The organism is Cupriavidus sp. TMH.W2 (assembly GCF_050847365.1).
In the GTDB taxonomy this organism is placed as follows: domain Bacteria; phylum Pseudomonadota; class Gammaproteobacteria; order Burkholderiales; family Burkholderiaceae; genus Cupriavidus.
Map to the genome: position 1 here is coordinate 23,074 of NZ_CP193795.1, position 24,290 is coordinate 47,363.

Sequence of the window (24,290 nt, forward strand, 5' to 3'; positions counted from 1 at the left end):
CACCGCTCACTCCGCAGTGGATAGCGAGTAGTGCGCTTAGCTTTTCACGGTGAAAACGTAATCGGGCAACTCCCTGGGCTTTTCACCGTGAAAAGTCCTGGGACGATCCTTGCGCAACTGACGTGCAAGCCCAGGCAACCCATCGGGAAATCAAGTTTTCACTGTGAAAACTGAATTCCGCATCTCCGTCTCTGCCAACTATGTGGCACCAAGACTCTAGACACTTTCAATCAGTATCTCTCTGCACGAGCCATTTTCACGGTGAAAACTTCAAGCCATCCGACTCATGGTCGCCCAGCTCACAACCCAACTATCGAAGCACTGAAAGACCCCAAGCTTCCTTCGTGCTCACCAGGTCCGACGATTTCACCGTGAAAACAATGAATCTCACCAAAAACTTAGCTAGACAGCTTTTCACGGTGAAAAGTCGACAGCCAAATCCAGGAGGCATTCAGAAAATTCGCAGATTTGCTTAGTGAGCCCGAGACCGCCGTTTTCACCGTGAAAATCGACTCAATGCGTGTTGCAAGATGAGGTAGCACATTTTTCACCGTGAAAACATGCACGGAAACCGTGCGGTGACCTCGTGATCGTCACCAGCCCGCCAATCCGGCTCTTGCGCGCGAATAGGCTTCTGTAATCTAATTCATACGACGTATCTATACGTGTCGCGTATTGATTGGTAGCCAGTTGTATTGGCGGATACAAAGTGCTGTGTGCCATATCCGGTTACCAAGGCAATCCGCAAGTTTGTCTCGGCCATACCTCAATCAACTGGAGATCCACACCATGTCCATCGCTCTGATCATCAAAACCGGTGAAGGCGCCCTGTACCCCAATCACGACAAGCGTTCGGAGAAAGATCCGGCCCTGGTCGGCTTCCTCGAAATCCCGCTCGACGAGCAGAAGAAGAACAAGCTGCGCCTCGACATCGCAGTTTGGCTGAAGAACAACGGCAAAGACTTCTACTCGCTGTCAGTCGGCGGTATCCCGGCCACGCTCTTCAAGGAAGAAAAGAAGAAAACGGCAACGTCTCCGGACTACGCCGGCAGCTTCGGTATCGGCCGTGAAATGCGCATCGCAGGATGGCGAAAGACGAGTGAAGGGGGCAAGCCTTACATCAGCATCGCCGTGACTGAGAAGACCAACAGTCAGGCCGATCAAGCTCCTGCCGACGATCAAGTGCCCACTCCGCCGCAAGGTAACCAGCCGCCAGCAGGACAACCGACCGGTCAAGCGGAAGGCGTCCCCGGCTTCGACTTCATCTAAACCCACCCACACCCCACTTTTCGTGGGGTGTTTTTTTTGCCACATTTTTGCCTCCTTTTTGACTCATTGCAAAATGCCGTGATCCGTATAATCACGCGTCGTGGAATCCCAAAATCGCGCGTGAACTTACATCTGGGCAGACTTTGGTCTGTAAATCGGGACTGTGGCTGACGGCAAAGCATCAAAGAAGATTCGAGGCATCACTCCTAGGAAGATGGCAATCGCCGTCGGAGTCCTATCCAGCCTCGTCTTGACAGGATTGGCCACCTACGAGGTGGCGGACATTCGTGATCGCGCCTATCAAGAGGCTCGAGGAAACCTTTTAGTCTTCTCATCGGCTCTCTCCAAGCAAGTTAGCGACATTGTCAAAAGCCAGAGGATCGTGGTCAGGGAAGTTGCACGCACAATTCTTGATGATGCCGGCGACTACACCGTTCAGGACAAGGTCAAGCTGACTCGGACGATTACTGGCCAAACAGGCGTCGACAATCTCTTCCTCTATGACCTGTCAGGCAAGCTGCTGATCGACTCGTCCCCCCAACGACCTAGCTCTCCTCCGTTTGCGCCGAGCCTGCCCCTCCTTTCTTCATCGAAAGGGCTCATCTTTGAAGGCCGAGTACCATCGTCACCATCCCATCTGGCCGCTTCCGAACTGATTCTTAGCCAAGACGGACGGTATCGCTGGCTCGCGACCACGTGGCTGGATTTTTCTGGATTCGAACAGACTGTTCACGCGGTCACAGCAGGCGGTGGCTACAAGGTTGCTCTTCTCGCCGATGACGGACGACTCCTCATGTCGTTCCCTTCTGGGGCAACCTTCGACATGGACCACCTTCGCCAAGAGGTGGTCGATTCATGGGGGAAGGGGGTCAGTGCCGTTCCTATACATGATTCCTCCGCAACAGGAGAGGCAACGGAGAAGCTTGTCGGTCAAATAGACGGGGCGCCCCTAGTGCTGCGCGTCTCTGTGAGCGATGAGTTCATCGATACCGGCTGGACTAGAGCCGCGTGGATATTGACCAGCTTTGCCGCCGCAGGCCTAGCCGTCATCTGGCTGTTGGTGGGTGTTGTCTTGCGACAAATAAGATTTTTGATGCGAGTCGCGGATCGCTCCGAGAGGGGGGAGGCAAAGTTAATTGAGATCCTCTCCAGATTGCGCGATGGAGTAATTGCAACAGATCTCGACGGACGAGTCCTTTTTGTAAACAGCCAGGCCTACGTCCAGTTGGAAGCATCTTCGAAGTTCGACTTGATCGATCAGCAGGTGCAGTCGATGCTTCCAATCTCAATGCGTCCCATGTTCTCAGCGCTAATCGCTGGGCCTGCAATCACCGACAGAACGTTCAACTGGGAAGGACGATTCGAGACCCTCCGCGGCAATGGATTCGAATCAGAGGTCAGAGCTTTCATCACGGGACTTGCGGGGTCTGACGCCGCAGTTATCACGATTCACGACGCTACACATCAGAAGGTCCATGAGGCTCGCCTAGTTGCTGCGGCCACCATAGACCCAGTTACCAAGTTGCCGAATATGCTCGCGTTTCGTGATCGGCTATCTGAACTTTTGGTATCGACTAGCGAGCATGAGGAGACCTGCCATGCCGTCTTGGCATTGCAACTCACGCTGCCCAGCGGGTCTCCGTTGGGTGACAGCGTTCAGCCATTGGCCGCTGATCGACTGCTTTCGATCACGCGTGATGCGGATTCACTAGCTTCTGATGGCGGAGGGCGCTTCTACATCTTAGCTCGAGATGTTGCTGAGCCAGTAGACGTTGCCGGAATCGCTCGGCGCATTGGGGCCGCTTACGAGGCACCGATCACCGTCGGCGGAGCTAGGATAAGTATGTGCCCGCGCATTGGCATTGCACTGATCCCCTTTGACGGCGAGGACGAGGCGACCTTGCTTGCCACTGCGCAAACGGCTGCCGCCTCACTCGACTCAAACTCTCTGTTCCGCTTCGCAAATGATGCGGTCTCTCGGCAACTCGCTCGATTTCATGATCAGGCAGACAGGCTTGCCGAAGCACTTCGCAGTGGGCACCTCTTCCTTCGATACAACCCCCTCGTCGACATCAAAACCGGAACGCGCATAGGCGCTGTGGCAGTTCCCCACGTCAACCTCACGGACCGAGTCGTCCACCTTGAACGGTTGTCGTCAATAGTGGAAGAGGCTCAGATTTCATCTCTGGCAGATGCGTGCGTCTTGGACGCAGTACTCGGTGACTTGGACAAGCAACCTGGTACGTCAGTAGGACGGCTCTTGGTGCCAGTCCAACGTGATCACTTCGTCTCATGGGGATTTGTCGATCACATCAAGGAGATCCTTCCAGTAGATCGCACCTACGGAGGTCTTGCATTCTTCGTTTCGGAGCTGCTGCCTGCAAAAAGAAGTTCAGATGCCAAGGCCACCGTCTCGGCACTGAGCGAGATGGGCATAGAAACCTATCTTGCCGACGTTGGTGCGGGGTTGGCTTCATTAACGGAGATCGTATCGCTAGGAGTTGCCGGAGTCATTGTGGACCGGTCAGTGATCAAGTCCAGCAATGTTGAAGACGCTGCATTTGCTTTCTTGACCGCGCTTACTTCCGCCACCTCTGCCCTAGGAATGCGCGTATTCGCGACTGGTGTAGAAGATGCTGATGTCGAAAGGATGCTCGCCAATATGGGGATTGCCGGCGCTACCGGCCCGCTCTATGGGAAAGCACTTGTTCTGGGCGAGCTTGCTTCCGGATCGGCACGCAGCGATGGTGAAATCTGAAATTGCTCATCTAGATACATAACACGTATAATGAATCTAAGTGTTTCAATTTCACCTAGGCACATGGGTGCTCGAAGCTTAGCGGAGGAGTGAGATTTTTTATGGGTCGCAGACGGGGAACTGACAAGAAGGGCACGGGAGGTGTCTTCATGCCCCTCGTCTATGTTGGGGTTGTGATCACGACGTTGGTCTGTGGCTCTGTTGCCTACGAGATCCATGATGCTCGCCAACAGGCCATGGACGACGTTCAACGGGATCTCAAGGTTCTTTCGTCCGCATCAGCCTCACAAGTGAAGAGCTTCATGGACTCAGTGTCCGACGTTCTGACCTCTGCGGCGCAGATCAGTGCACCGGTACTTGAAGCAGGGTCGAGTCGTGCAGACAATTCGCTGACTCAGCTTCGCGCTGTCCAGACCGGAACCCCTGTTTCCGCGCTGATCGTTGTTGGTCGGGCTGGGGTTCCCGTGTTGCACACATACGCCGATCCTGTTCCAGCATCTTTCCTGGCTGGCCAGCTAGCCACAAAAGAATTACAGGTGGCGGCCCACGACAAGACCATTCTTCTCGGTCCGTTGCGCTCAGACATTGATGGTGGAGTATGGGTATTTGCTGCAAGACGAATCTCAAGCCAATCAGGCCAGTTTTTGGGTGCAGTCCTCACGCCATTGAACATTGCAACAATGGCCTTCGTCGGTCAGGAGGCAATTAAGAAGAAGGGTGTGGTAGTGGCAGTCATCGGGATCGAGAGTGGGGCACTGCTCGCACGATTCCCGGACCCTGGCGCATTGCGCTACTTGAAGACCTATTCTGACGACAAAGTTACCATTGAGGCTTCGAGCCGGAAATCCGGGGTGATTTCGGCAATCAGCGCTGTCGACGGCGTCAAGCGGTTGATGGTTTTCGACCGTGTCGGTGACTATCCAATCACCACGATCACAGCTATGGACGAGAGTGACATCAGTGCTCGCTGGCACATTGATGCGCTCCGGATCTCGCTAATCGGCTACTTGTCGCTAACGGTAGTAGTCCTTCTCCTGGTCATCATCCATCGTCAACTCCGACAGCTTGCCACCCGAACAGAGGATGTGGCTGAGAGCGAGCAGCGGTTCGACCGCGTGATCCAGCAACTGACGGATGGGCTCTATGTACGGGACAAGAATGGACTCATTCTGGTTGCGAACAAACAGTTCGCAAGGTTCTTCGGCGTCTCCAGCGAGAGGGAGCTGGTCGGCAGCCATATCTCCGATCTGAATCCCCATGCCTCCGCGGAGTTGCTGATGCAACTAAATGACGAGGTACTTAGTGCCCGCGGCAAGCCCTACACCATTGAGCTGGAAACACAATGTCCGAATGGGTCCGCAATTCCCATTGAGTACACGCTGAGCGCTGTCGAAATTTCTGGCGAACAGTTCATCCTCGGCCAGATGAGGGACATCAGTGCTCGCCGGATCTATGAGAACCAGCTTGTCAAGCAAGCAACATTTGACGAGATTACCGGGCTTCCGAATCGCAGGGTGTACATCGATAGGTTGTCCAATGCTCTCCACCGGTCAAAGCGCGACGGCGTGAATTCCGCCGTCATGTTTGTAGATCTCGATCACTTCAAGCGCGTCAACGACACACTCGGCCACCCGGTTGGCGATCAGTTATTGATTGCGGCATCTCGGAGGCTCTCTGCGCTCATCCTGGAGGGAGATACGGTCGCACGGTTTGGCGGTGATGAGTTCGTCTTGCTCCTGCCCGAGTTCAAGTCGCCGCTTGAGTGTCGTGTGCTCGCGGAGCGTGTTGTGGAAGCATTTAGAGTACCCTTCGAGCTCGCTGGAAGGTCCATTTCTGTCACAGCTTCCGTTGGTGTTGCAGTTTCCCCAGAAGATGGCACTGAGGCCGACGTCCTCCTACAACATGCAGACACTGCAATGTACGAGGCGAAATCGGGGGGGCGTAACGACTTCTGCTTCTTCAATCAGGAGATGAATGCTCGCGTCCATGAGATGCTCCAGATCGATGAGGAGATTCGGCTGGCGCTGGCTCGGAGCGAAATTAGCGTCGTATATCAGCCGATCATCGATCCACAGAGCGGTAAGGTCGTGAAAGCGGAAGCCCTAGCCAGGTGGTTCAGTAGGAAGCTCGGGCAAGTTCCACCTGACAAGTTCATCCCTGCGGCTGAAGAGAACGGCTTAATTACGCAGATCGGCGACTGGGTTCTTCACGAAGCGTGTAAGAATGCCGCGGCTTGGGCGCGGGAATTGCGGCAGCCAATCACAGTCAGCGTGAATGTGAGCGCAAAGCAGTTCGACGATCCTACCTTTGTCGATTCGGTCTTTGCTGCCCTCGAAGCATCCAGTCTCCCAGCTCACCTGCTGGAACTCGAGATCACCGAGCGTATCCTGATCTCTGAGGACGAGACCTCGCTAGAGACAATCAGCGCTCTGCGAGAGATTGGTGTTGGGCTTTCCTTGGATGACTTCGGAACCGGGTATTCATCGTTGAGTTACCTCACGAAGTTCCCTCTCAACACGATCAAGATCGATCGGGCCTTTGTGCGTGATCTCGATCATGACGAACAGACGCAGAACCTCACACGGGCAATAATCGCATTGGCAAAGAGCCTTGATCTGAAGCTGGTTGCTGAAGGTGTGGAGACACGGGAGCAGGCCGATAAACTCATCCTCTTCGGGTGTGAGTACCTCCAGGGGTATTACTTTGGTCGCCCCATGTCCTCAGCCGACTTGCTGGCACTTGGCAATATGTAGTGCCCTGCCTCGACCGCGGTCGCCGTGTGGAAATGTGCCATGCTCAGTGCTATTGCGGTTGAAGCGGATCTAGAGAAACAGTCTGGCGCCCTGGACGTCATTCTTTCCGTTGGACTCCAATGAAATGTGCCATCGTCAGTGGTAGCTTGGTGTGGGTAGTTTGCCTTTCCGAGTCTGCCTCGCGTCCAGGCTGAATGCGATAGCACATGGTGCCCATCAACGACTCCTCTTCGACTTTCACCAGGCGCAGTCTGTCTGTCGTCGCAATATTCGCCTGAATACGCGCAAACACGTGCAGGCGTGATCCCGCTGTTTTGTCCCATCAGTAGGACGGCTCGACTTTCCACGGTACAGCGAAGTGCTGGAGCCCCTGATCCCGAAGCGCTTAATGTGCCACCCCTAGTGCATTTTGATCGTTTAGCTCCAATCGGCGTTTCCGTACGTGCCCTCTTGGCAAATGTGCCATCGTTAGGGGGCAGAGACGATTCCTGGTGAAATGTGCCATGGCTAGAGAGCAGTTCTCTGCACTCACCAGTTGACGCTTGCCGAGGTTTGTGACGGCTACCTCTCCCTGCGGCGAAATGTGCCATCGCTAGTGATCAAAGCCTTCTCGATTGGACGGTGATGGTTGGCTGCGCCTCGCTCGGCACCAGGGAAATGTGCCAACTTTAGAGGTGGTGCGACGGGCCAGATGCGCAAATGTGCCATCGCTAGTGTGATTTCTGCTCTAGACACCCCTCAACAATGGGTTTTCACCGTGAAAAGTGCCTTTTTAGGCGAAAGGATAACTCGCCACCTATTTTGTTTTCACGGTGAAAACAAAATAAATCCGCCTGTATTGCATATCCATGTTATCCGCCCTCAAATTTCCTCTGGCCACGTGCGATATCCCCAGTTGGCACCCCACGAAGTGATAGGCACCCGTACCCCAACTGTATAGCTGGGGCAAATGTGCCATCGTTAGTGATGTTAGGGGTGCCCGATCCCTCAAATGTGCCACCGTTAGAGGGTCTGCCGACGTTTGGCGGCCCTGAAACCGGTCTATGAGTGGGATTTCCCCGAAATGTGCCACGGCCAGGGTACTTAGGATTTCCCAGTACACGTGGAGCCTGAAGATGTTGGTGCCGCTTTGAGGCTGAAATGTGCCATGGTCAGTGCGACTCCTGACGACGGAAGCCACTTTATCCACAAGCCTCGCGGGCCTCCGACGCCTTACACGGCAAGGGTTTGAGCGGAATGTGCCATGGCTAGAGCAAGTTCCGCCCTAATGATGGCACATTCCCGACGGCACTCTGGCGATGGCACAGCGGAACACTAAAGATGGAACCGTCCCCTAAGCCTGGCACATCTCCGTTCTAGCTTAGGCACTGGTAGCCCCAACTGAGGCACGTGAATACACGAGCGGCGGCACAAGAGAGTGACTTAACTATATGATTTTATTGGAGAAAATGGGGTGACCAAGGTTTGTTTTAAGGTTAACAAAAAAGCAACAAGCGTGGTCTTGTAAACGTTGAACCCCGAAAACCGCGCTATCCCCTCGCCGACACGAAATTGACCAGTCCCTAAAGATGGAACATTTGGCCACTAGAAGTGGCACGCAGTTTACGTTGACCTGATGGGATGTATACCCTTAATGTGCCATATCGGAATACAACGGCACATTACGATGGCGAAGGACCCCAAGGCTCCGGCTTCAAGCACAACGTCGTTCGACTTGGCTCACGCCGGTGCGGAAGCTCCAGTTCGGAAGAAGCGAGCCCCACGCTCAGGAGTTGCTGGGGCTGTTAAGCCCAAAGGCAAATCGGGCAAGGTCGTGGTGGTCAAGGAACAACCCCCAACGACGCCCCTCGAATTGCGCAAGGCAGTTGAGGCTATCACAATCCGAAACATGTCGTCTTCGGGCGAGATAACCTTCCTCCAGCGCAAAGCGTACAACGCAATGCTCCAGATTGCTCAGAAGAACCGGACAAGTGATGAAATCACTTTCGAAGTACCGATCTCTGAGTTCGAGGACTTGGTTGGCCACACGACATCGAATAGTCGCGAGTATCTGAAGAACATGGCGCGACAACTTGCATCGATCCAGGTCGAGTTCGATTTCAAAGGAGAATCTCCAGGACGAAAGACCGGAAAGAACGGTGGGTGGGGTGTTGCCAATATGGTGGCGGAGGTATACATCTCCGACGACGGACAGAACATCAGGTTCTCGTTTCCCCCTGATCTTGCAAAGCGCCTCCTCGATCCCGAGATGTACAACCGGATCGACATGCGGATGCAGAATCTTTTCACTAGCTACTCCGCCCTCACACTGTTCGAGACTGTCAGTCGCTACTACGGCTTCTCCCAGAAAGAAACCTTCCGCGAGCATTGGACTGCTTGGAGCGTAATCCTGTCTGGGTCTAACACCCCTCACACACAGTTTCGTGATTTCAACAAGATGCTCACAAGAGCGATTGACCAGGTCAATGCTCACGAGACCCGATTCAAGATTGTCCTGCATCTCTCCAAGCGTGGCCGGAAGATGGACAAGCTCTGGTTTGTTCTTGAGGACCAGCAGCAAGCCCAGTTGCCACTAGGTGGATCGCCAACGATCGTGAGCGACGAACTCATGACAAGACTGCGCGGCTTCGGACTAAAGGACGAGGAAATCACTGCCGCAGCAATGCAGCTCGACGAGGAGTACCTCCTCGCTCAAGCGGACTATACGGACAAGCGAATCAAGAAAAAGACCGGCGACCCAGTCGCGAGTCCCAAAGCCTTTTTCATGTCGGCCGTGGACAAGAACTATGCTGATGCTCCGCGGAGGCCCCCGAGAACGTCAGTCGAACCGCCTGCCCAGCTAAGCAACACTTCCGCACCTAAGCCAGATGCAAAGCAGGCCTTGTCCTCAATGAAGAATGCCTGGAGAAGAGCGAAGCGAGAAGAGATCCGGGAACGGTTTCACGCCCAAAGTGAGGAGAAAAAGAAGGAGATCATTGCCGGCATCGAAGACCATCTCCGCAAGCAAACCGTTGCATGGCAGCAGTACACGAAGAATGGGATCACGAAGGTCGTTGAGAGCAGCATCATTGATCTGATCCTCGAGAAAAACTGTCCGGAGCCAACTGCCGAGGAGCTTTTGCAATTCGCGCTGGAGACCGGTAGCCTGATGGCACCAGCCCCTACGCCTCCCATTGACCGGTGATCAACCGGAGAATGCTGGTTCGCGCTCGTGCTGGTGGTAGTTTCGCGGCTGGCCGCTACCATTTGATTGGACGTTCAGGAGCATTTCTGCTTGCTTCTGAACAATGGTGAGGAGTGCCTCGGAGCTCAGGAATGGGTCATTCTTCAGCATCTGACGCATAAGCAAAGTGCAAAGGGAGTACGAATCGCCGGCCATAATCGGCACCCCGCGGACGTTCTTTCCTTTGCAGTTGACGGACAAATACAGCTTCCCAGGTTGGTTTTCGAGGGTAAACCACTTCTCGTTGTTTGCTCCGTGTCCTTTGCCTTCAAACTTTGGCAGCCACTGCATTAGCGTAGCCAGGACGAGCGGGAGTTCGCGGCTCGAGAGTTGGATGGCAACCTTGTCCTTCCAGTCGTACTGTCGCTGTCCTTTCGAATCAGCGGCCTCAATTCGCACCGTCTCCAGGCCGGAGCGAGTCAGGTCAGCAGAGAAGCAAGCCGCTGCCTTGCCGCCATAGATGTGGTGGCTCAAGTAGTCCTTGCCTTGCTGGGGTTGTTCCTCGCCATACGAAGAGTCGCTCTCCTCTTGATACGCCCTCTGAGCCTCGAAGCCAGCATTTGACTGCTGGGGGCGCTGCTGCGGAGGTGGCTGCCTGTTTTGCTGCCGAGCACGATCATCAACTCGCTGATCTCGGCGAGGAGCCTGGCGGGCCTGATCAGGCTGACCAGGACGCTCCTCGTTTTGCTTCCGGCCGTTCCCTTGATTGCCCTGTTCGCCCGCTGCGTTTCCTGCTGCTTCCTGCTGGAGGAACTCGGCGAGAGTCAGTCGAATGTAGCGAGAGTCGTCTCCGTCCTGACCACAGTCATCCCATAGCTTGAGCCGGCGCGCAAACTGCGATCCTTCGCGTTTCCCGATCTCCACCAGGATCTTCAGTGACGGAATCATCATATTCCGCCTTTGCAGACGATCTTTCAGCACGGGCGTCACCGTGAAGAAGATCCCCCTCAGATAGTTGAGTGCGCGCTCATTACCCTGGTCGGTCGCTGGGATGGCCTGGGTGATGAAGTCGCCTTCAAGATCGTAAACACCCATGAGCGTGTTGTGATCGGGCGCCGGGATCTTGAGTCTGGCCAAGTCAGCGAGAAACGCCTCAGTGTTCAAAGGCATCGCGATCTCCGTCATTTAATTTGCCGAGTTGCGCCTCGCATGCCAGCGGCGCCGGTAGCTTCAAAGCAATGTCAGCGTTCGCAGTAATGATAGCAAACTGACAGTATCTTATCAATACGTGTTACGCGCGTGGTGTGGCGGACAGCCGATCAAAGTGCAGGGGATGAAATTAGCGGCTTTGGAGACTGTCAAGCGCTGGAAGCCGGTTGCATCGATAGACGCTGGTGAAGCGGCTGTCGATTTCTATATCGAAGACCTCAGGCAGGAGCTTCGACGGCCCTTAACTGCTCCCTAAGCGTGGCACATTTCGATGCTTGCCAGGCCAGAGTGAGCTTCTAGTAGAAGCAGAACGCTCGACCGCTCAAGGTTACCGCTCGAACCGTAAGCGTCCCTGAATTTGGGTGATGGACAAATGAATGGCCTCTGCTCCCAAATCTGCTCGGTAAGGGAGCACACGGAGCACGTCGCTACCAGATTTCGACATCGAGCGCTGCATTCAACTCGCGCTCAATTTCAATCGGGTCACCGTGCAGTAGAAAGTCGTCGTGTTTGAGTAGGCCTAAGCCGCCCATCACTATTGGGGTCCCCATCTCCATGGCCGCGGCAATCAGCTTTACATCACTCAGATCTCTGAGATCTGGTGTACTGACCCGGTTCTTCCAAGCGAGGAGTTTGCGGTAGCTGACATGCACCTTAGTGCACGCTTCGGCTAGCGTCTTCGACCAAGTCGCCATCACCAACTGCTCAATGATGAACTCTGGTGAACCGAAGACATTTGCCCCTACGACGGAGCGCAAATAGTGGGCCGCTTCGTTCGCCTGTTCATCCTTCGCCGGGGTGGATTCCACAAACATTCCGGAACTGGAGATGAGGCGATAGTCGTCCCATTTGAAAACGTCCGCCAACAAGAACACGCGGAATCCAGAGCAGTCCAGAAACGCGCTGATAGCGTCAATCCGCTTTCTTGTTAGGATGTCATACAAGTTGTGTGGTTTGGCGTGGGTCGGTTCTCCAAAGCAGCTCATGAGGAGATCCGCGCTTACCTCGCACGCACTTGCAGCGGCATCGAAGTCAATGCCCAGCGATTGCGACTGATCGATGATTGCCTGATACAGGCGAAGTCCTGTTTGCACTGGCAATGCCTTTCACCTCGAGATTACGATCGAATCAACAGCATTGGCGACGGTGGCGGATCGTTTCTCGAACCATGCTTGGGTTAGCCCAAGTTCGCCTGTTATCTGCGCATCAAGTGTCGTCATGATGAGGCGCTCGCCTAACCCTGATATTTTGCACCAAGCGTATTCAGACGAACAGCATACTATTTTACAAAGCAAGTCGCCTTTTGTTGCGTCAGGGTAGTTCGAAATTGCGTTACGGATTCTTTCTGGGAACCTCCAGCGGAGCAGCAGTTCCGCCGCCACCTCGTTGTGGCTGAATCCGAGGAGTTTTTGCTCCAAATCAATACGTTTCGAGAGGTCGAGCGGGTTGACTTCTGCTGAAATCAACTTTGCCTCATCTGGCAACCGAAGGTGGATCAGCAGTACGCCAAGTCCCTGCATCAAGCCTGCGGTGAATGCTTCCTCGCAGTCATCGTCCAGAAACCTGGCCATCTCCAGCGCCATGAAGGCACTGGTCAGGCCGTGCCGCCAATATTGAGCCATATTGATGCCGAGCACACGTGGAAATGCACTCATCACGCCGGAAGTGATCACCGTAGTGCGCAGCGTTTGAAGACCAACAATGTTGACTGCTCGGTCCACGCTCGAAACACGCCCACTCTCGCCATAGAAGCTCGAGTTCGCCACTCGAATCACCTTAGCCGCAATGGTTTGGTCTTGTCGAACCCTCTCCACAATCTCGGACAGTTCGATCTTGTCATTCTTCGTCATCTCCACGAGCTCGTACACCACCTGTGAGATGGTGGGTAATGCTACGGTACGATCGAAGACCTTGTTCAAGGCGGTCATATGCTGCTCCAGGTGAAGCACCGGCCAGCTTCTATGCTGGCACGGCCGTGCGCCGAAATTGTGCGCCGCAGCGATTTTATCGCTACGTGTTATCTCTGGTCACCAAGATTTGAAATGGCCAACATAAGCTCAGTGTAACCCGGGCGGATTGCGGCCGATTCGAACGGGGCGATGAAGTCACTGACGTTCCTGAGGATCGATTGGAAGGAAAAATGCTCTGCCCAGTCAGTGAAGACCACCGGGTCGACAGGCTCTTTCGTCACAACGAGGTCATCAACCGAGAGCGCCGGCGCCGCTGCCAGGTCCATCAGTCGCATGTTTCTGGCAAAAGTTGAGCGTCCCTCTGCCGAGGCGAGGGAATTTAGCACCTTTTTCTTCAAATCAACATTTCCTGCGTCGACTTGATCGTAGAAGCTCGCCATTGAGCCACCATACTGGGCAAAGACTTTCAAGGCCGTCTTGATCCCGACCCGAGAGATGCCGGGGATGGAATCCGAAACGTCCCCCTCTAGAGCCTTCGCCTCGATATAGGCACGAGGATCGCCAGTGCCGACGTGCTGCTCCATGTCCGCAGCGCTCGCAATCAACTTCCCTGTCTTGGGGTCAAGCCAGGACATACCTTCTCGCATTCCTTGCAGCCAGTCGGTGTCGGAGGTCACGAAGATGACTTTGTGGCCCATTGATACAAGGTTCTGCATCGATTGAAACCCCACATCATCGGCCTCCGCGCTCTCTGCGATGATCTGCGTCAGGCCGAGTTTGGCCGCCATCACTCGCAGAAACGGCTGTTGCTTTTCGTAAGCCGCGCGCGCAGCACGAGATGTTTCGCTCTTCAGTCTGTTGCTCTTGTAGTCCTGGTACAGATCAAACCTCCACTGCGCCCGACCATCCCATAAGAGGGCAGGGAAGTAGTCCGGAAACTCGCGGATGCGCTTGGAGAGCGAGCGTAGGGTTCCGCTGATGGCCTGTACCTCCATTCCTTGAGCGGTCAGGGTGTGGCTGTACTGGTTCGCGTAGCCCACGGAGTTGCCGTCTACCAGCATGAAAGTGGTCATTATTGCCCCTCCATGCCGAGTTTCTTGTTGAGCGATTCCCGAACTGCTTCGTTGCGTTTAGTGCATACCGTGTAAGTAGCCATCGTTAAGCGGTTCCTTCTGTACTGTTGTTATCCAGGTCGATTGATACAGCCAGGCGACCATCAGGGAACTCGAGATCCAGTTTTTCGCGCCGCAGACAGAGTGGAGATCTTCGCGATGACACATGCTTCGCCAACATTGTGCTGGATTGCGGCGGCGCTAATTTGCTTGAGAAAGATCGAAAGCGATTCGCCTTTCTGCCAGTGGTCATTCTAGGCTATGTGCTTGTATTATACAGGCAAAGTATGTGTAAGCGTTACGGCGCCGACCTTCATATCTCCTGACAAGCATCACCTTTCATCAGGTCTTCGCAAGACCTCCATTTCAGGAGAAAGTCAGATGGATATGTCGGAAATCAGGCACATCGTTTCGCAATTCCGCGGTTGCTACCAGCTTCCCGGCAACCCAGAGCGGGACGTGTATCTCTTGCCCTTGTCGGGAGGTGCCGACAGCACGGCCCTGGCAATTGTCATGAAGTTGCTCTACCCGGGTATCGCCTTTGAGTACATTTTCACGGACACGGGGGCCGAGGAACCGGAGATCTATGCCACGCTGAATGAGTTGGAGAAGTTTCTCGGCAAGCCGATTACCCGGATCTTCGGGGGTAAGGGCTTGTATGAGCTCATTGAGGCGTGGGGCGGCTTCTTGCCGTCGGCTAGGGACCGCTGGTGCACGAGGGCTTTGAAACTCGAACCGTTTCGCGAATGGTTAACGAAGTACGCTGGCATCCAGAAGTACATGTTTGTTGGGATACGAGCGGACGAAAGCAGTCGCATAGCTTTCACGCTCGACGAAGTGACGACGGAAATGCCGTACATTGACCTTGGTGTCCGGCGTGAAGACGTGTTTCGAATCCTGCAAGCGTCGGTGGGAATTCCAAGGTATTACTCCCGCCGTGTACGTAGTGGATGTAGTTGCTGCCCCTTCCAAAGGCGTTCCGAGCGCGCAGGTCTGCTGCAAGCCAAGCCAATCGAATTCAAGCGGGCCATGTCCTGCGAGAAGTTGTCGCCGGAGGACGCTCAACGCCACCCAGAGGTCATCTCGTTCTCGCAAGAGAGCGGGGTAGCTCCGAACTGGATGACGCTGCCGCTTCCCGCGAAGGACAGAATGGTTGGACGCGCGGGCAGGAAGGATAGCTTGTCGCTCTTTGCTGACAAGGGCGTATTTGTCGGCGCTGAGTTCTTCTTCGACAGCGGTTTAGTTGGCGATGAGTTCATCTGGCACCAACGCATCGTTTCCTACTCGTCTTCATTGACTGGAATCAAGCGCCAACTCCAGGACCGCTACAAGCACCTCTTGACCACCTTTGAAGCATTCCACCTGGACAGCGCAGATGAGGTAAGGCAGAAGGTGCGATTCGCTATCTACTACGTGCAGGCGCCAAGCGATGTGTTCGATCCGGACGGGCCGACCGCACCGGGAACCTACACCTGGCATGCGGGAGAGTCCTTCCGGCAAATGGAGCACGTCATTGGCTGGTCCAAGCGCATCCTGCACGCAGAAGGAATGCGTCAGCAAGTTGCCAAGTATGAAGGTGCAAAGGAAACGTCATGGGCCTTCGAGCAGCACGAGAGTTCGGTTGCAGCGTTGAAGGCTGTGGTCGGAGAAACTGGACAGGTCGTCGACTCAATGTGGTTTGCTGCTCAAGAACCGACGCCTGACGACGAATCTGAGCTTGATGAAAGGTTCATGGCCTGTCCGCTATGCCAGCTTTGAAATGCCTTCGACTCCGCGGCGTGAGCGAACAATAAAGTCGTAGAAAACGCGACAATAAAGCCTGAGATCCATCTGGCAGAAGAGCCCGTCACGCTTGATCCGGCTTGGTTTCGACGACTTTATTGTCAGCGGATACATGTCCCATGTACCAGCCTTGATGTAACCCCTCCGACCCTGTGGTGGTTTTTTTCAGCTCCCGGGGTCTTCTCTTTTCCATGTTCCTGTAAGTCATACCGAGGACCAAGGCGAACGCAAGCGCCTTTCTTCCAACGACACAAGGAGCATCTCCATGATCAAGTTCACTAGCACCATCTCCGACCCGTAACCAGTCTCAACAGCCCGTCATCCTCTTAGCGAGGTGACGGGCTTCTTATATCCACGTGAGCGACATCTCTCACCCGCATGTTCAACCTCCACAACTTACGGGAGAAAACAGTCATGGGTATCAAATCGTCGATCGCGCTGTACAAGGGTATTGTCGCTGCCGGCTTTAGCCTGGTCAAAGACCGATCCGTTGAGTCACATGATGGACTCTGCTGGAACGCCACGCTGAAGCATGGCCAAACCGAGATCCTTCAAGCGAGCAACGGTGGCTACGGCGGACCGGATGAGGTTCACATCCTCCTCAGTGCCGAGGACCAGAAGCAAGGCGCCCTCAAGCCATTCATCGACAAACTCTACGGGGTGTCCGAGGTGGCCGATTCCATCCGGCGCCAGGAAATTGACTCCGTGAACTTCAGGAGGGAGCACGACATCGGGGAGGGGACTGATTTCGATGCCGAAATCGAAGCAATCAAGATCGCCCCCTTGAAGCGCGATGAGGAAACGATCGCCGGCGTGATTGCGGACTTCGCCGACGCAAAGAAGGCTGTTGCGAGTCTGAAGCGCGCGGTCAAGACCAAGATTTGCTGGATCGAGAAGGGTCCGGAGGCTGATTCCGACAGCTACACGCATGTCAAGATGGCCGACAACCCCGAGAACCGCGCTGCGGTCATGAAGCGATACGGTGCAACGATTGATGTTCTGATCGCGGACCTGTTGCAAGGCCTGTAACCACCACGCCCCCGCCGCCATCGGGGGCTTCCTTTTTTTGGCAGTGACTCACAGTTCAAGATGAGTCAATCAAGAGGGGCGACATTTGCTGCACTCGCGCCACCTGTTGTTACATCTCGCCGTTCCGCATATCCGGCTGCTATTCAACCAAACATGGAGATTTGCCATGAGTGACCACGAAGATCCAGAAAATGCCGGATGCACATACAAACACCGTATCCGTCAAGGCTCGGGATTTGGCCGGGCTGGGCCTCGATTGGGCGGTAGCTAAGTGCGAAGGTTTGCCGATTACTCGCGATCCAATGGGTTTCAAGAGCGGCTCGGAAGCTGGCTACTGGATATGGGACAACGCGCGAAAAGGCATGCAGGTCAAGATCGGCAGAGGCTACACGCCTTCAAACAGTTGGGCGCAAGGCGGTCCGATCCTCGATCGCGAGCGTCCGCACCTTTGCCCGGTTCTGCTAAACGGCTTTCCTGGGTATGAAGCATGGCCGGACGGCAAGCGTGACGGCCGTCAGTATGGCGAAACCGCACTCATCGCCGCCATGCGCAGCTACGTCGCGAGCAAGCTTGGCGAAGATGTCGATGTACCTGTCGATCTGGTGAACGACGCCGCCATGGAACAGGCACGCCGCTGCCCGTCTCCCTGCCTGTAACCATCAACGTGCAACTCACGCCCGCTGCGCGCCTCTCCGGAGGTGCCCAGCGGGCGTTTTTCATTGGCCCGGCCGGTTTCCGGAGTCTCGCAAGTTCGTAGGTTTCGTTTCGAAGAAATGTGATTGGTCGTTAACATTTGAGTTCTTATATTTCTCTGTTAGCCATCTCCACCATGTAAGGCGGTCAGGCGCCGAAGCCCTAACTGATACATCTTGGAGAATTACATGACTACTGCTACTCAAAACCAACTCGCTCCGTCAGGCGTTCGTATGCTCACCATCGTCGGGAACTACCCGAGCGGCGAGGCATATTCCGATACCGTGCAAGCGGGCTCCTCCTTCGAGGCGATGATTCGTGTCCTGGCTGACCGGCGCTATTCTGACGACGGTGGCGACCTTGAGGTTTCGTGCATCATTGATGCACAGACCGGGAAGGTCGTCGATGACAGGCTGCTCAATGCTGAGCACGATCTGCTGACCGAGGTCGATGCCATTGAGCAGGTCATGGAGAAGGTGACAGCATTGCTGCCGACCTTGTCCTTCGGGGCACTGGACAGTGTGCATGCTGTTAGCGGCTATGACCACCTCCTCGCATACACGGAGTATTTCGGATTAGTCCTTGCCGAAGCACCTCAGGCTTTTGACGGCCTGACCCATGGTGCCGGAGCTACGTCGGACGAAGACATGACCCTGGAGTTTGAAGACAGCCAGGGTTTGGTGCATCAGTTTGAGCCAGCGGTTGCGCTGCTGGCGTTGGCCGAAGCGGCACTCCAGGGCGGCATGACAACCGCGGCCCTGCAAGTGAAGACGCTTGCTACTGTGGCCCGCAGCTCACTGAATTTGGCTGCGCTCGATGCACTTGGCGCCTACTAATGGTGTGCCCGGGAGACCAGTCATGGTCTCCCTTTTCTTTTTCTGCTTCACTCAACGAAAAAAAGCCCCGGCCATGAGATTGGCACGGGGCTTGATTATTGGGCAGCAGAGATTAGCCGGTGCGTCGGTCGATCACGACTTGCTCGCCGCGGACGACGGTTACGACCTCGGCGTTATAGCCGCTAGCGACATGCTCGGCCACTTCCTGGACAGACTGACCTTCGTGGACTGTGATGGGCCAGGTTTCGGTCCCGTACGGAGTCGTTCTGCTGCGTGCCGTCAGTTTGTATTCAACCGGATTGGAACTCATACTTTTTCCTCGAGTAGGGTTACGGATAGGCCTTGCACTCGGGGATGTCCCACATCGGGCTGTAGTCCCAGCTACCAAATCATTTCCACTGGTTCTATTGTTTTGATGCGGCCGACGAGGTGAGATCCTTCTCCTTCGGCATATGCCTCGATCAATAAGCGCTGGGAGCGGAAGTCAGGCGAGTCTTGCCACATGACTTTGTATGTAGGAATGGTGCATCGCATCCGCCCAGTCAAGTCCTCGATCCAGAACGAGTAACTCTCTTCACCCCTGGCGACTGTAGGAGTCGGCTTCTCACGGAGCACATAGATGCCGCGGAAGTGAACTCCAGATCTGAGGGTGGCCAGGTGATCGTGCTGACCGCTTAGAGCGAACTCAAGCGCGTTGACGGGTTGCATGGTCACCCCCACGCCCACTCAAGTGAAATCGAAATCAATCGTCTCATATCGCATTAAATCGCAGTGTTTTTCTGCCTCCGCCATCGCGAAGCCATTGGCGAATAGTTGGCTGACACGACTGGTCGTCGATGGTGCTGCGCCCCACCATCTCGACACGCCCACACCGCCCACCACACCACCACCCACCACCACAACCACATCACGCCTGGCATAGCGTCCTCGCCTTAATTATCCGTGTTCTGCATCCCTTTGAGCAAAGTTTAACCAAACCAAGGAGGGATGAATGATGGTTATAGGAACGAGTTACTTCGAATCGAGGGCTGCAGCCGACAGGTACTACCGCGAGTATGGTTACCCGGACGCAGAAATTCCATTGGCTGAAGGTGCCATTCAAATTGGGCGTCCGATGCTCAAACCTGGCGAGATGCTTTCGATCATCCCAGGCGAAGGACGCTACCAGATTCATGTGGGAGAGAAGCCGCTCATCGAACTGGCGAGTGATCTGGATGCCGAGATTGCGCTGCTGGTTGCCGACGGCGACAAGATCCGGTTGCCGAAGGTTCATCTTAGCCAATACGGGGCAATCAAAGGCATGCTCGAGAATGCAGGTGGTCGCTACGATATCAAGGGTTACTTCAAGTTTCCTGAGGGGATCGATGTGACGGGAGTCTTAAGTGGCCTGATCGCTGGCGAGGTTGTAAACGGAAAGAAGGAGTCTCAGTCGTTCTTTACTCCCGATGACATTGCTTACCGCGTGTGCCGATCCGCAGGCCCCCTCACGGGCAGGCGTGTCCTCGAACCCTCAGCCGGAGATGGTGCGCTTGCCGATGTTGCAGAGGCGGCCGGCGCTGAGGTGGTTGTGGTGGAGAACTACCCACCAAACGTACTGCGCCTAGAAGGGAAAGGATACACCGTAGTTGCGCGGGACTTCATGACCGTGACGCGAGATCAAATCGGGACCTTCGACGTGATTCTCGCCAACCCACCATTTTCCAAGAATCAGGACATCGATCACATCCGGCACATGTGGACGTTCTTGAAACCTGGGGGGTATCTGTCGACCATTGCATCGAAAGCGTGGCAGACAGGTTCACAGCGAAAGCAGCGTGAGTTTCGGGAGTTCCTGGAGCGTCATCAAGCCGAGGTTGTTGAGATCGAGGCAGGGGCGTTCAAGGAATCCGGGACAAGCGTGGCCACAGTGCATATATGCATTCAGAAGTCGGAACGACTTGCCGAAGCGCAGTACGTTGCTCCTGTCGCCGGCGCTGTATCTCAGGACCAGCTCGGCTTGCAGTTCTGATAGAAGAGTCCATTACGTCAACCCTCTAGCCCGATCAGCATTGCTGGTCGGGTTTTCTCATGAAGATGGCAGGAACCCTCTTCCTGATCGGTGTGCTGCATCCCCCTGGTGCATGTCCAACTTCTGGAGATTTCTATGATGAGCAGCAAAGACCTATTGGTAGGGTCGGACGGGCAGGTCCTGGTTGTGCGCTTTCGCAGGCCGACGGGAATTGAGTTTGTCGCCTATAGGAGGAAGGACCAGAAGCTACTGATCCGCAAGATCGATGGCCAACTCTACGCAGTAGCGGTGACGGAAATGGGAACTCCCATCGAAATGATGGCTGCGCTGGCTGCGTCAGATAACCCAGTGGAGGAACTGGAGACACAACGAAAAGCAGGGAAGGTCATGGGGGCCGTCCAGTACCTCTCGGACGACCCGTTTGTAGGAGAGTGGGCACCTCTGGTGCAGACGGCGATTGAAAAGGCGGTGTCGATCGATTCCGTGAACAACGACGTGCTGGTTCTGGAGATTTGACCATGGAACTCGAAGACTTCAGGGTGTTGCTCTCGGAACTTCGGCTTGCTCCGGAGAGCGTCTCAACAGCGCCTGCCGATGCACTGTTTCCCGATGTGCCCATTTTCGAGGTCGATCTCGACCTTGACAACAGAACCTTCAATGTTGGGGACTTGATGAAACTCCCCTCGGTTTCGTCTTCAAGTCATGTGATCGAGATCCCGGATGAAATCATGCTTCAGGGACATCCTTGTTTCTTTGTTGCGTGGAAAGTCAGGCTCAAGACTGGCCAGACGCTGATCATGTCGCTCAAGACCGAGCCCGTTCTCGAATTGGGTGGGGTTAGACGTGCAAGCGGTAAGGTCTATGTCGTTGCCGATGAGTTGTTCGTGACGTTCGTTGAGGAAATCGTGGTTGAACGACTGCGTACATTCTTGACGAATAGAACGATCCAACAGATCGTGGAGTTGGAGAAAAACATCGAGCTCCTGCTTGATGGCGTCAATCCGGCACGTGCAGCATACATTGCCGGAGAGTTGAAGGGCTTGTTCCTTGCGGGTCAGAACAGCCATGCGGCCGAGCCGATTTCGGAGCGCATCTAACCAACCACCGCCCCCTCTGCTTCGTGCCGAGGGGGTGTTTTTCATCTCCGTTCCGCGTGTTCATACGGATACAGCGACATCCCCTGTCGCCGCCTAGCGGGACGGCGCTGCAGGGCCTGGACGCGCAACGAGGGAGGAGGAAGAGGAGGGGAGAGAGAGACTCAACTCCATGCCTGTGATGTCAGCGATTACAACTTGCTGTTGCGCATATCCAGAGGCAAGGGCATCGCAAGTGTACTTGCTCACTCATCTTCCTCTGGAGGTTCAAATGACTGCTATCGCCATCTCCCTGACCCTGTTCGCGCTCGGCTACCCGTTTGCTGAAAAGCCGTCCAAGGTGGTGCGTCACCGCTTCTAAATCTGTTCTCCGAGGCCATGCCTGGTTGAACTCCGACACCCAAGTGTGAGCTATGCTCCCTTGGGTGTTTTTCTTTTCTCTGGCCGAGCATAACTATGGGCGGAGCGCATAAGGCGGCATCGATGGAAACAAAAAAGCCCGCGCTTGGCGGGCCTCTCTGCGAGCAACTGTCACTTACTTCTTACTGCGGCTTTCGACTTCTTGACGTCGTGCCTTGTACTGACGAACCTGCTGCTCGTAGCGGCTCAGCGAGGTCTGATCAGGCTTGGTCTCGTTGTTCCGCCAGCGGAAGATGGTCATTTTTGTGACGCCGAGCGTCACCGCGAGTTCAGCGTCATTGTCGATCTCGAGATCGGAGGCCCACTCGTTCAGGATTTGGCTCATTGGCCGGTTAAAGCGTTCCTGGCGGGCTTTGGCTTCCGGGTCCTCATCACGCATCTGGCGAGCCATCGTCATGATGTCCTCCGGAACCGAGGCCGTGCGGCCATAGATGTACGAAGACAGGCGCGGCAGTCCAATGCCCAGGGCAGCGGCGAAGTCTTGATTGCGGAGGCCGAGCCCCTCGCAGATCTCCACCAGTTCGCGTTGTTCCTTCGACAAGTCTTCGGTTCGCGCTGCGCTGCCACGGCGGGCGCGTGGGGCGCGACGCTGAAGCGCCGGCGCGGCGACGGTTTCAGCGTCTGCCTCCGCGGTTTCGGGGGTGCCTGCAACAGGCGCCATGAGGGGGTCGAGGTCGAAAACGCCGTGAGTGTTCAATTTCGGTTCTCCATTCATCCTTTGGAAGGCCTGGGCCATTTTCGCAGCAGCAGTCTTGGAATCTATTTCTTGATCCTTATCCAGTTGTTCGCTGTCAACCAGGCTAGTCTGTTCCAATTCTTCTCCACGATCCCGCATTTCTTCTATCGAGTCGTGATTGATGGTGAGCGCGAGGGAATCCCGCACTACTTCCCGGCTAACGTTGTTCGCGATCGCGTAGATCACCGCATACACCGCATCGGCCTCCCGCAGCTTTGCAAGCTGCGAGTCGAAGAACACCATCATTACCCGCTGGAGAACTTCTTCGGCGTCACGGAGATCAGCACCATTCTTCAACGCCCGTACGCGACAGATCTTGCGCACGCGCTCGTCGCCGAACATGACTCTGGCGAGCTTCTCGATGAATGCTCTCGGGCGGTCCGGATTCTCCAAGTATTCGGCGCACATGCGCTCCAACTCGGAAACCTTGCCCGATCCAATGACGCTTTCCAGGCCGCTGCCGCCATCGCTCTCAGCATCAGCGAAGTCGGCAGTGCCCACGGCAGGAATGTATTCGGCTACTTCTTCAGTCACCATGAAATGGAGTCTTGATACGGTGTTCCTATGCAGCTACCCGGTCAACAGCTTGATCCAAGCGCGGAAGAATGAAACTGTGTACTTCCTCGACCGTTTCTACCAGGCCGAGCATGATGTGCATACCTGCCACCAGGATGTCAGACTTCATCTCCGGATAGCGAAGCATCGCATTCTCCATGCGCTTGTTCACGAGCGCGACCGCCTCTTCGGCCGATTTCCCTTCGAGCTCGAGTGCGGCGAACGGGTTCTGGTTCTCCTGCACGCCAAGCGCGTCAAGGCCGATGTCGATGGGGCTGTACTCACGATTCATGTGACTGTTCCTTACCTGTGGCCGCCTTCTGCCGAGCAGCTCAGTAACAATTATACGTACGTCACAACACGTGTCAATAAAGTTAATCTGGCAGAACGCGATTAACACATAACACGTATGTGTGATTCTATGGGGAACCCTGGGAAGGGTGGAGGAGTGCCCCGGACGTGCCGGGGCCAAGCGCAACCGATCAGGCAGCGACTTGTACAGCCATCTCGAGCCGCGGAACGATCTTGCGGATCTCAAGGATACTTTTGGCCGAGCGGCTGACGACAGCCAGGCCGGCAAGCAGAACCTCAGCTTTCGCTTCAGGGAAGTTCTCGATCGCTTCCCCCATGCAAACCATTGCTCGCGACGCGTTGCATTTGCCCAGTTTTGGGCACTGTGCCAGGCCTTCAGCAGTCAAGCATCCCATGGACGCCATGCCGATATGCGTTGCAGAAATTTGACCCCCGACTACTTGCTGCATGTGACTGTCCTCTTCCGAAACTGTTTGTATTGGTTCTTGTCCGGTGTTTGATGGCCATCAACACGACAGGATCATTATAGATACATGTATTTCTGGTGGTCAACAGGGAAAAAGGCAAAAAACCCTTAAAAAACAATGATTTAGTGAAGACGAGATTATGACTATCAAAACGTGTTTACATGTTTTTGCATACGCTTTGATT

The 24,290-nt window shown here is 55.0% G+C and carries 19 protein-coding genes; 11 read left to right on the forward strand and 8 right to left on the reverse strand.

Annotated features, from left to right (window positions below; all coding sequences use genetic code 11):
* Window positions 1-789: 789 nt before the first annotated feature.
* From ACREYQ_RS31760 to ACREYQ_RS31775, 4 genes are all read left to right on the forward strand, one after another.
* Window positions 790-1,269, forward strand: coding sequence for a hypothetical protein (locus ACREYQ_RS31760; protein WP_432263254.1), 480 nt, complete (start codon window positions 790-792; stop codon window positions 1,267-1,269).
* 214 nt (window positions 1,270-1,483) lie between these two features.
* The gene (locus ACREYQ_RS31765) at window positions 1,484-4,027 is read left to right on the forward strand and encodes an EAL domain-containing protein (RefSeq protein ID WP_432263255.1); all 2,544 of its coding nucleotides are present in this window, start codon (window positions 1,484-1,486) and stop codon (window positions 4,025-4,027) included.
* A gap of 149 nt (window positions 4,028-4,176) precedes the next feature.
* Window positions 4,177-6,780 (forward strand): bifunctional diguanylate cyclase/phosphodiesterase, encoded by a 2,604-nt coding sequence (locus tag ACREYQ_RS31770; protein ID WP_432263256.1) that lies wholly within the window; start codon window positions 4,177-4,179, stop codon window positions 6,778-6,780.
* Window positions 6,781-8,446: 1,666 nt separating this feature from the next.
* Complete coding sequence (locus tag ACREYQ_RS31775) at window positions 8,447-9,964, forward strand: RepB family plasmid replication initiator protein (protein ID WP_432263257.1); 1,518 nt, start codon at window positions 8,447-8,449, stop codon at window positions 9,962-9,964.
* On the opposite strand, the gene ACREYQ_RS31780 is transcribed toward ACREYQ_RS31775, so the two are convergent.
* The 4 genes from ACREYQ_RS31780 to ACREYQ_RS31795 form a co-directional block, all read right to left on the reverse strand.
* The gene (locus tag ACREYQ_RS31780) at window positions 9,965-11,128 is read right to left on the reverse strand and encodes a hypothetical protein (RefSeq protein WP_432263258.1); all 1,164 of its coding nucleotides are present in this window, start codon (window positions 11,126-11,128) and stop codon (window positions 9,965-9,967) included.
* Window positions 11,129-11,580: 452 nt separating this feature from the next.
* Window positions 11,581-12,246, reverse strand: a complete 666-nt coding sequence (locus tag ACREYQ_RS31785; RefSeq protein ID WP_432263259.1) for an XRE family transcriptional regulator — start codon at window positions 12,244-12,246, stop codon at window positions 11,581-11,583.
* Window positions 12,247-12,258: 12 nt separating this feature from the next.
* A complete protein-coding gene (locus ACREYQ_RS31790; RefSeq protein WP_432263260.1) occupies window positions 12,259-13,080 on the reverse strand; it encodes an HDOD domain-containing protein in 822 nt (273 codons plus the stop codon).
* 89 nt (window positions 13,081-13,169) lie between these two features.
* Window positions 13,170-14,135 carry a 5'-3' exonuclease H3TH domain-containing protein gene (locus tag ACREYQ_RS31795; protein ID WP_432263261.1) on the reverse strand — a complete coding sequence of 322 codons (966 nt, stop codon included), beginning with the start codon at window positions 14,133-14,135 and terminating at the stop codon, window positions 13,170-13,172.
* A 420-nt stretch (window positions 14,136-14,555) separates the two neighbouring features.
* Between ACREYQ_RS31795 and ACREYQ_RS31800 the strand changes: the two genes are divergently transcribed.
* The 4 genes from ACREYQ_RS31800 to ACREYQ_RS31815 all read left to right on the forward strand — a co-directional run bounded on the left by ACREYQ_RS31800 (window position 14,556) and on the right by ACREYQ_RS31815 (window position 18,514).
* A complete protein-coding gene (locus tag ACREYQ_RS31800) occupies window positions 14,556-15,932 on the forward strand; it encodes a phosphoadenosine phosphosulfate reductase family protein (protein ID WP_432263262.1) in 1,377 nt (458 codons plus the stop codon).
* A 438-nt stretch (window positions 15,933-16,370) separates the two neighbouring features.
* On the forward strand, window positions 16,371-16,985 hold the full coding sequence (locus ACREYQ_RS31805) for a hypothetical protein (protein ID WP_432263263.1): 615 nt from the start codon (window positions 16,371-16,373) through the stop codon (window positions 16,983-16,985).
* Between the two features lie 170 nt (window positions 16,986-17,155).
* Window positions 17,156-17,641: a phage protein NinX family protein gene (locus ACREYQ_RS31810; protein ID WP_432263264.1), complete on the forward strand. Its 486-nt coding sequence runs from the start codon at window positions 17,156-17,158 to the stop codon at window positions 17,639-17,641.
* A 225-nt stretch (window positions 17,642-17,866) separates the two neighbouring features.
* Window positions 17,867-18,514 (forward strand): hypothetical protein, encoded by a 648-nt coding sequence (locus ACREYQ_RS31815; protein WP_432263265.1) that lies wholly within the window; start codon window positions 17,867-17,869, stop codon window positions 18,512-18,514.
* A gap of 112 nt (window positions 18,515-18,626) precedes the next feature.
* On the opposite strand, the gene ACREYQ_RS31820 is transcribed toward ACREYQ_RS31815, so the two are convergent.
* Entirely contained in the window at window positions 18,627-18,824 is a 198-nt protein-coding gene (locus ACREYQ_RS31820; RefSeq protein ID WP_432263266.1) for a hypothetical protein, read from the reverse strand.
* Window positions 18,825-19,505: 681 nt separating this feature from the next.
* Here ACREYQ_RS31820 and ACREYQ_RS31825 point away from each other — a divergent pair.
* The 3 genes from ACREYQ_RS31825 (at window position 19,506) to ACREYQ_RS31835 (ending at window position 21,619) form a co-directional block, all read left to right on the forward strand.
* Window positions 19,506-20,522: a hypothetical protein gene (locus tag ACREYQ_RS31825; RefSeq protein ID WP_432263267.1), complete on the forward strand. Its 1,017-nt coding sequence runs from the start codon at window positions 19,506-19,508 to the stop codon at window positions 20,520-20,522.
* A 135-nt stretch (window positions 20,523-20,657) separates the two neighbouring features.
* On the forward strand, window positions 20,658-21,038 hold the full coding sequence (locus ACREYQ_RS31830; RefSeq protein WP_432263268.1) for a hypothetical protein: 381 nt from the start codon (window positions 20,658-20,660) through the stop codon (window positions 21,036-21,038).
* A gap of 2 nt (window positions 21,039-21,040) precedes the next feature.
* Window positions 21,041-21,619, forward strand: coding sequence for a hypothetical protein (locus ACREYQ_RS31835; protein ID WP_432263269.1), 579 nt, complete (start codon window positions 21,041-21,043; stop codon window positions 21,617-21,619).
* Between the two features lie 532 nt (window positions 21,620-22,151).
* Here ACREYQ_RS31835 and ACREYQ_RS31840 read toward each other — a convergent pair.
* The 3 genes from ACREYQ_RS31840 to ACREYQ_RS31850 all read right to left on the reverse strand — a co-directional run bounded on the left by ACREYQ_RS31840 (window position 22,152) and on the right by ACREYQ_RS31850 (window position 24,088).
* On the reverse strand, window positions 22,152-23,309 hold the full coding sequence (locus ACREYQ_RS31840) for a hypothetical protein (RefSeq protein WP_432263270.1): 1,158 nt from the start codon (window positions 23,307-23,309) through the stop codon (window positions 22,152-22,154).
* Between the two features lie 25 nt (window positions 23,310-23,334).
* Window positions 23,335-23,619: a hypothetical protein gene (locus ACREYQ_RS31845; RefSeq protein WP_432263271.1), complete on the reverse strand. Its 285-nt coding sequence runs from the start codon at window positions 23,617-23,619 to the stop codon at window positions 23,335-23,337.
* 190 nt (window positions 23,620-23,809) lie between these two features.
* Entirely contained in the window at window positions 23,810-24,088 is a 279-nt protein-coding gene (locus ACREYQ_RS31850) for a hypothetical protein (RefSeq protein WP_432263272.1), read from the reverse strand.
* Window positions 24,089-24,290: the final 202 nt, after the last annotated feature.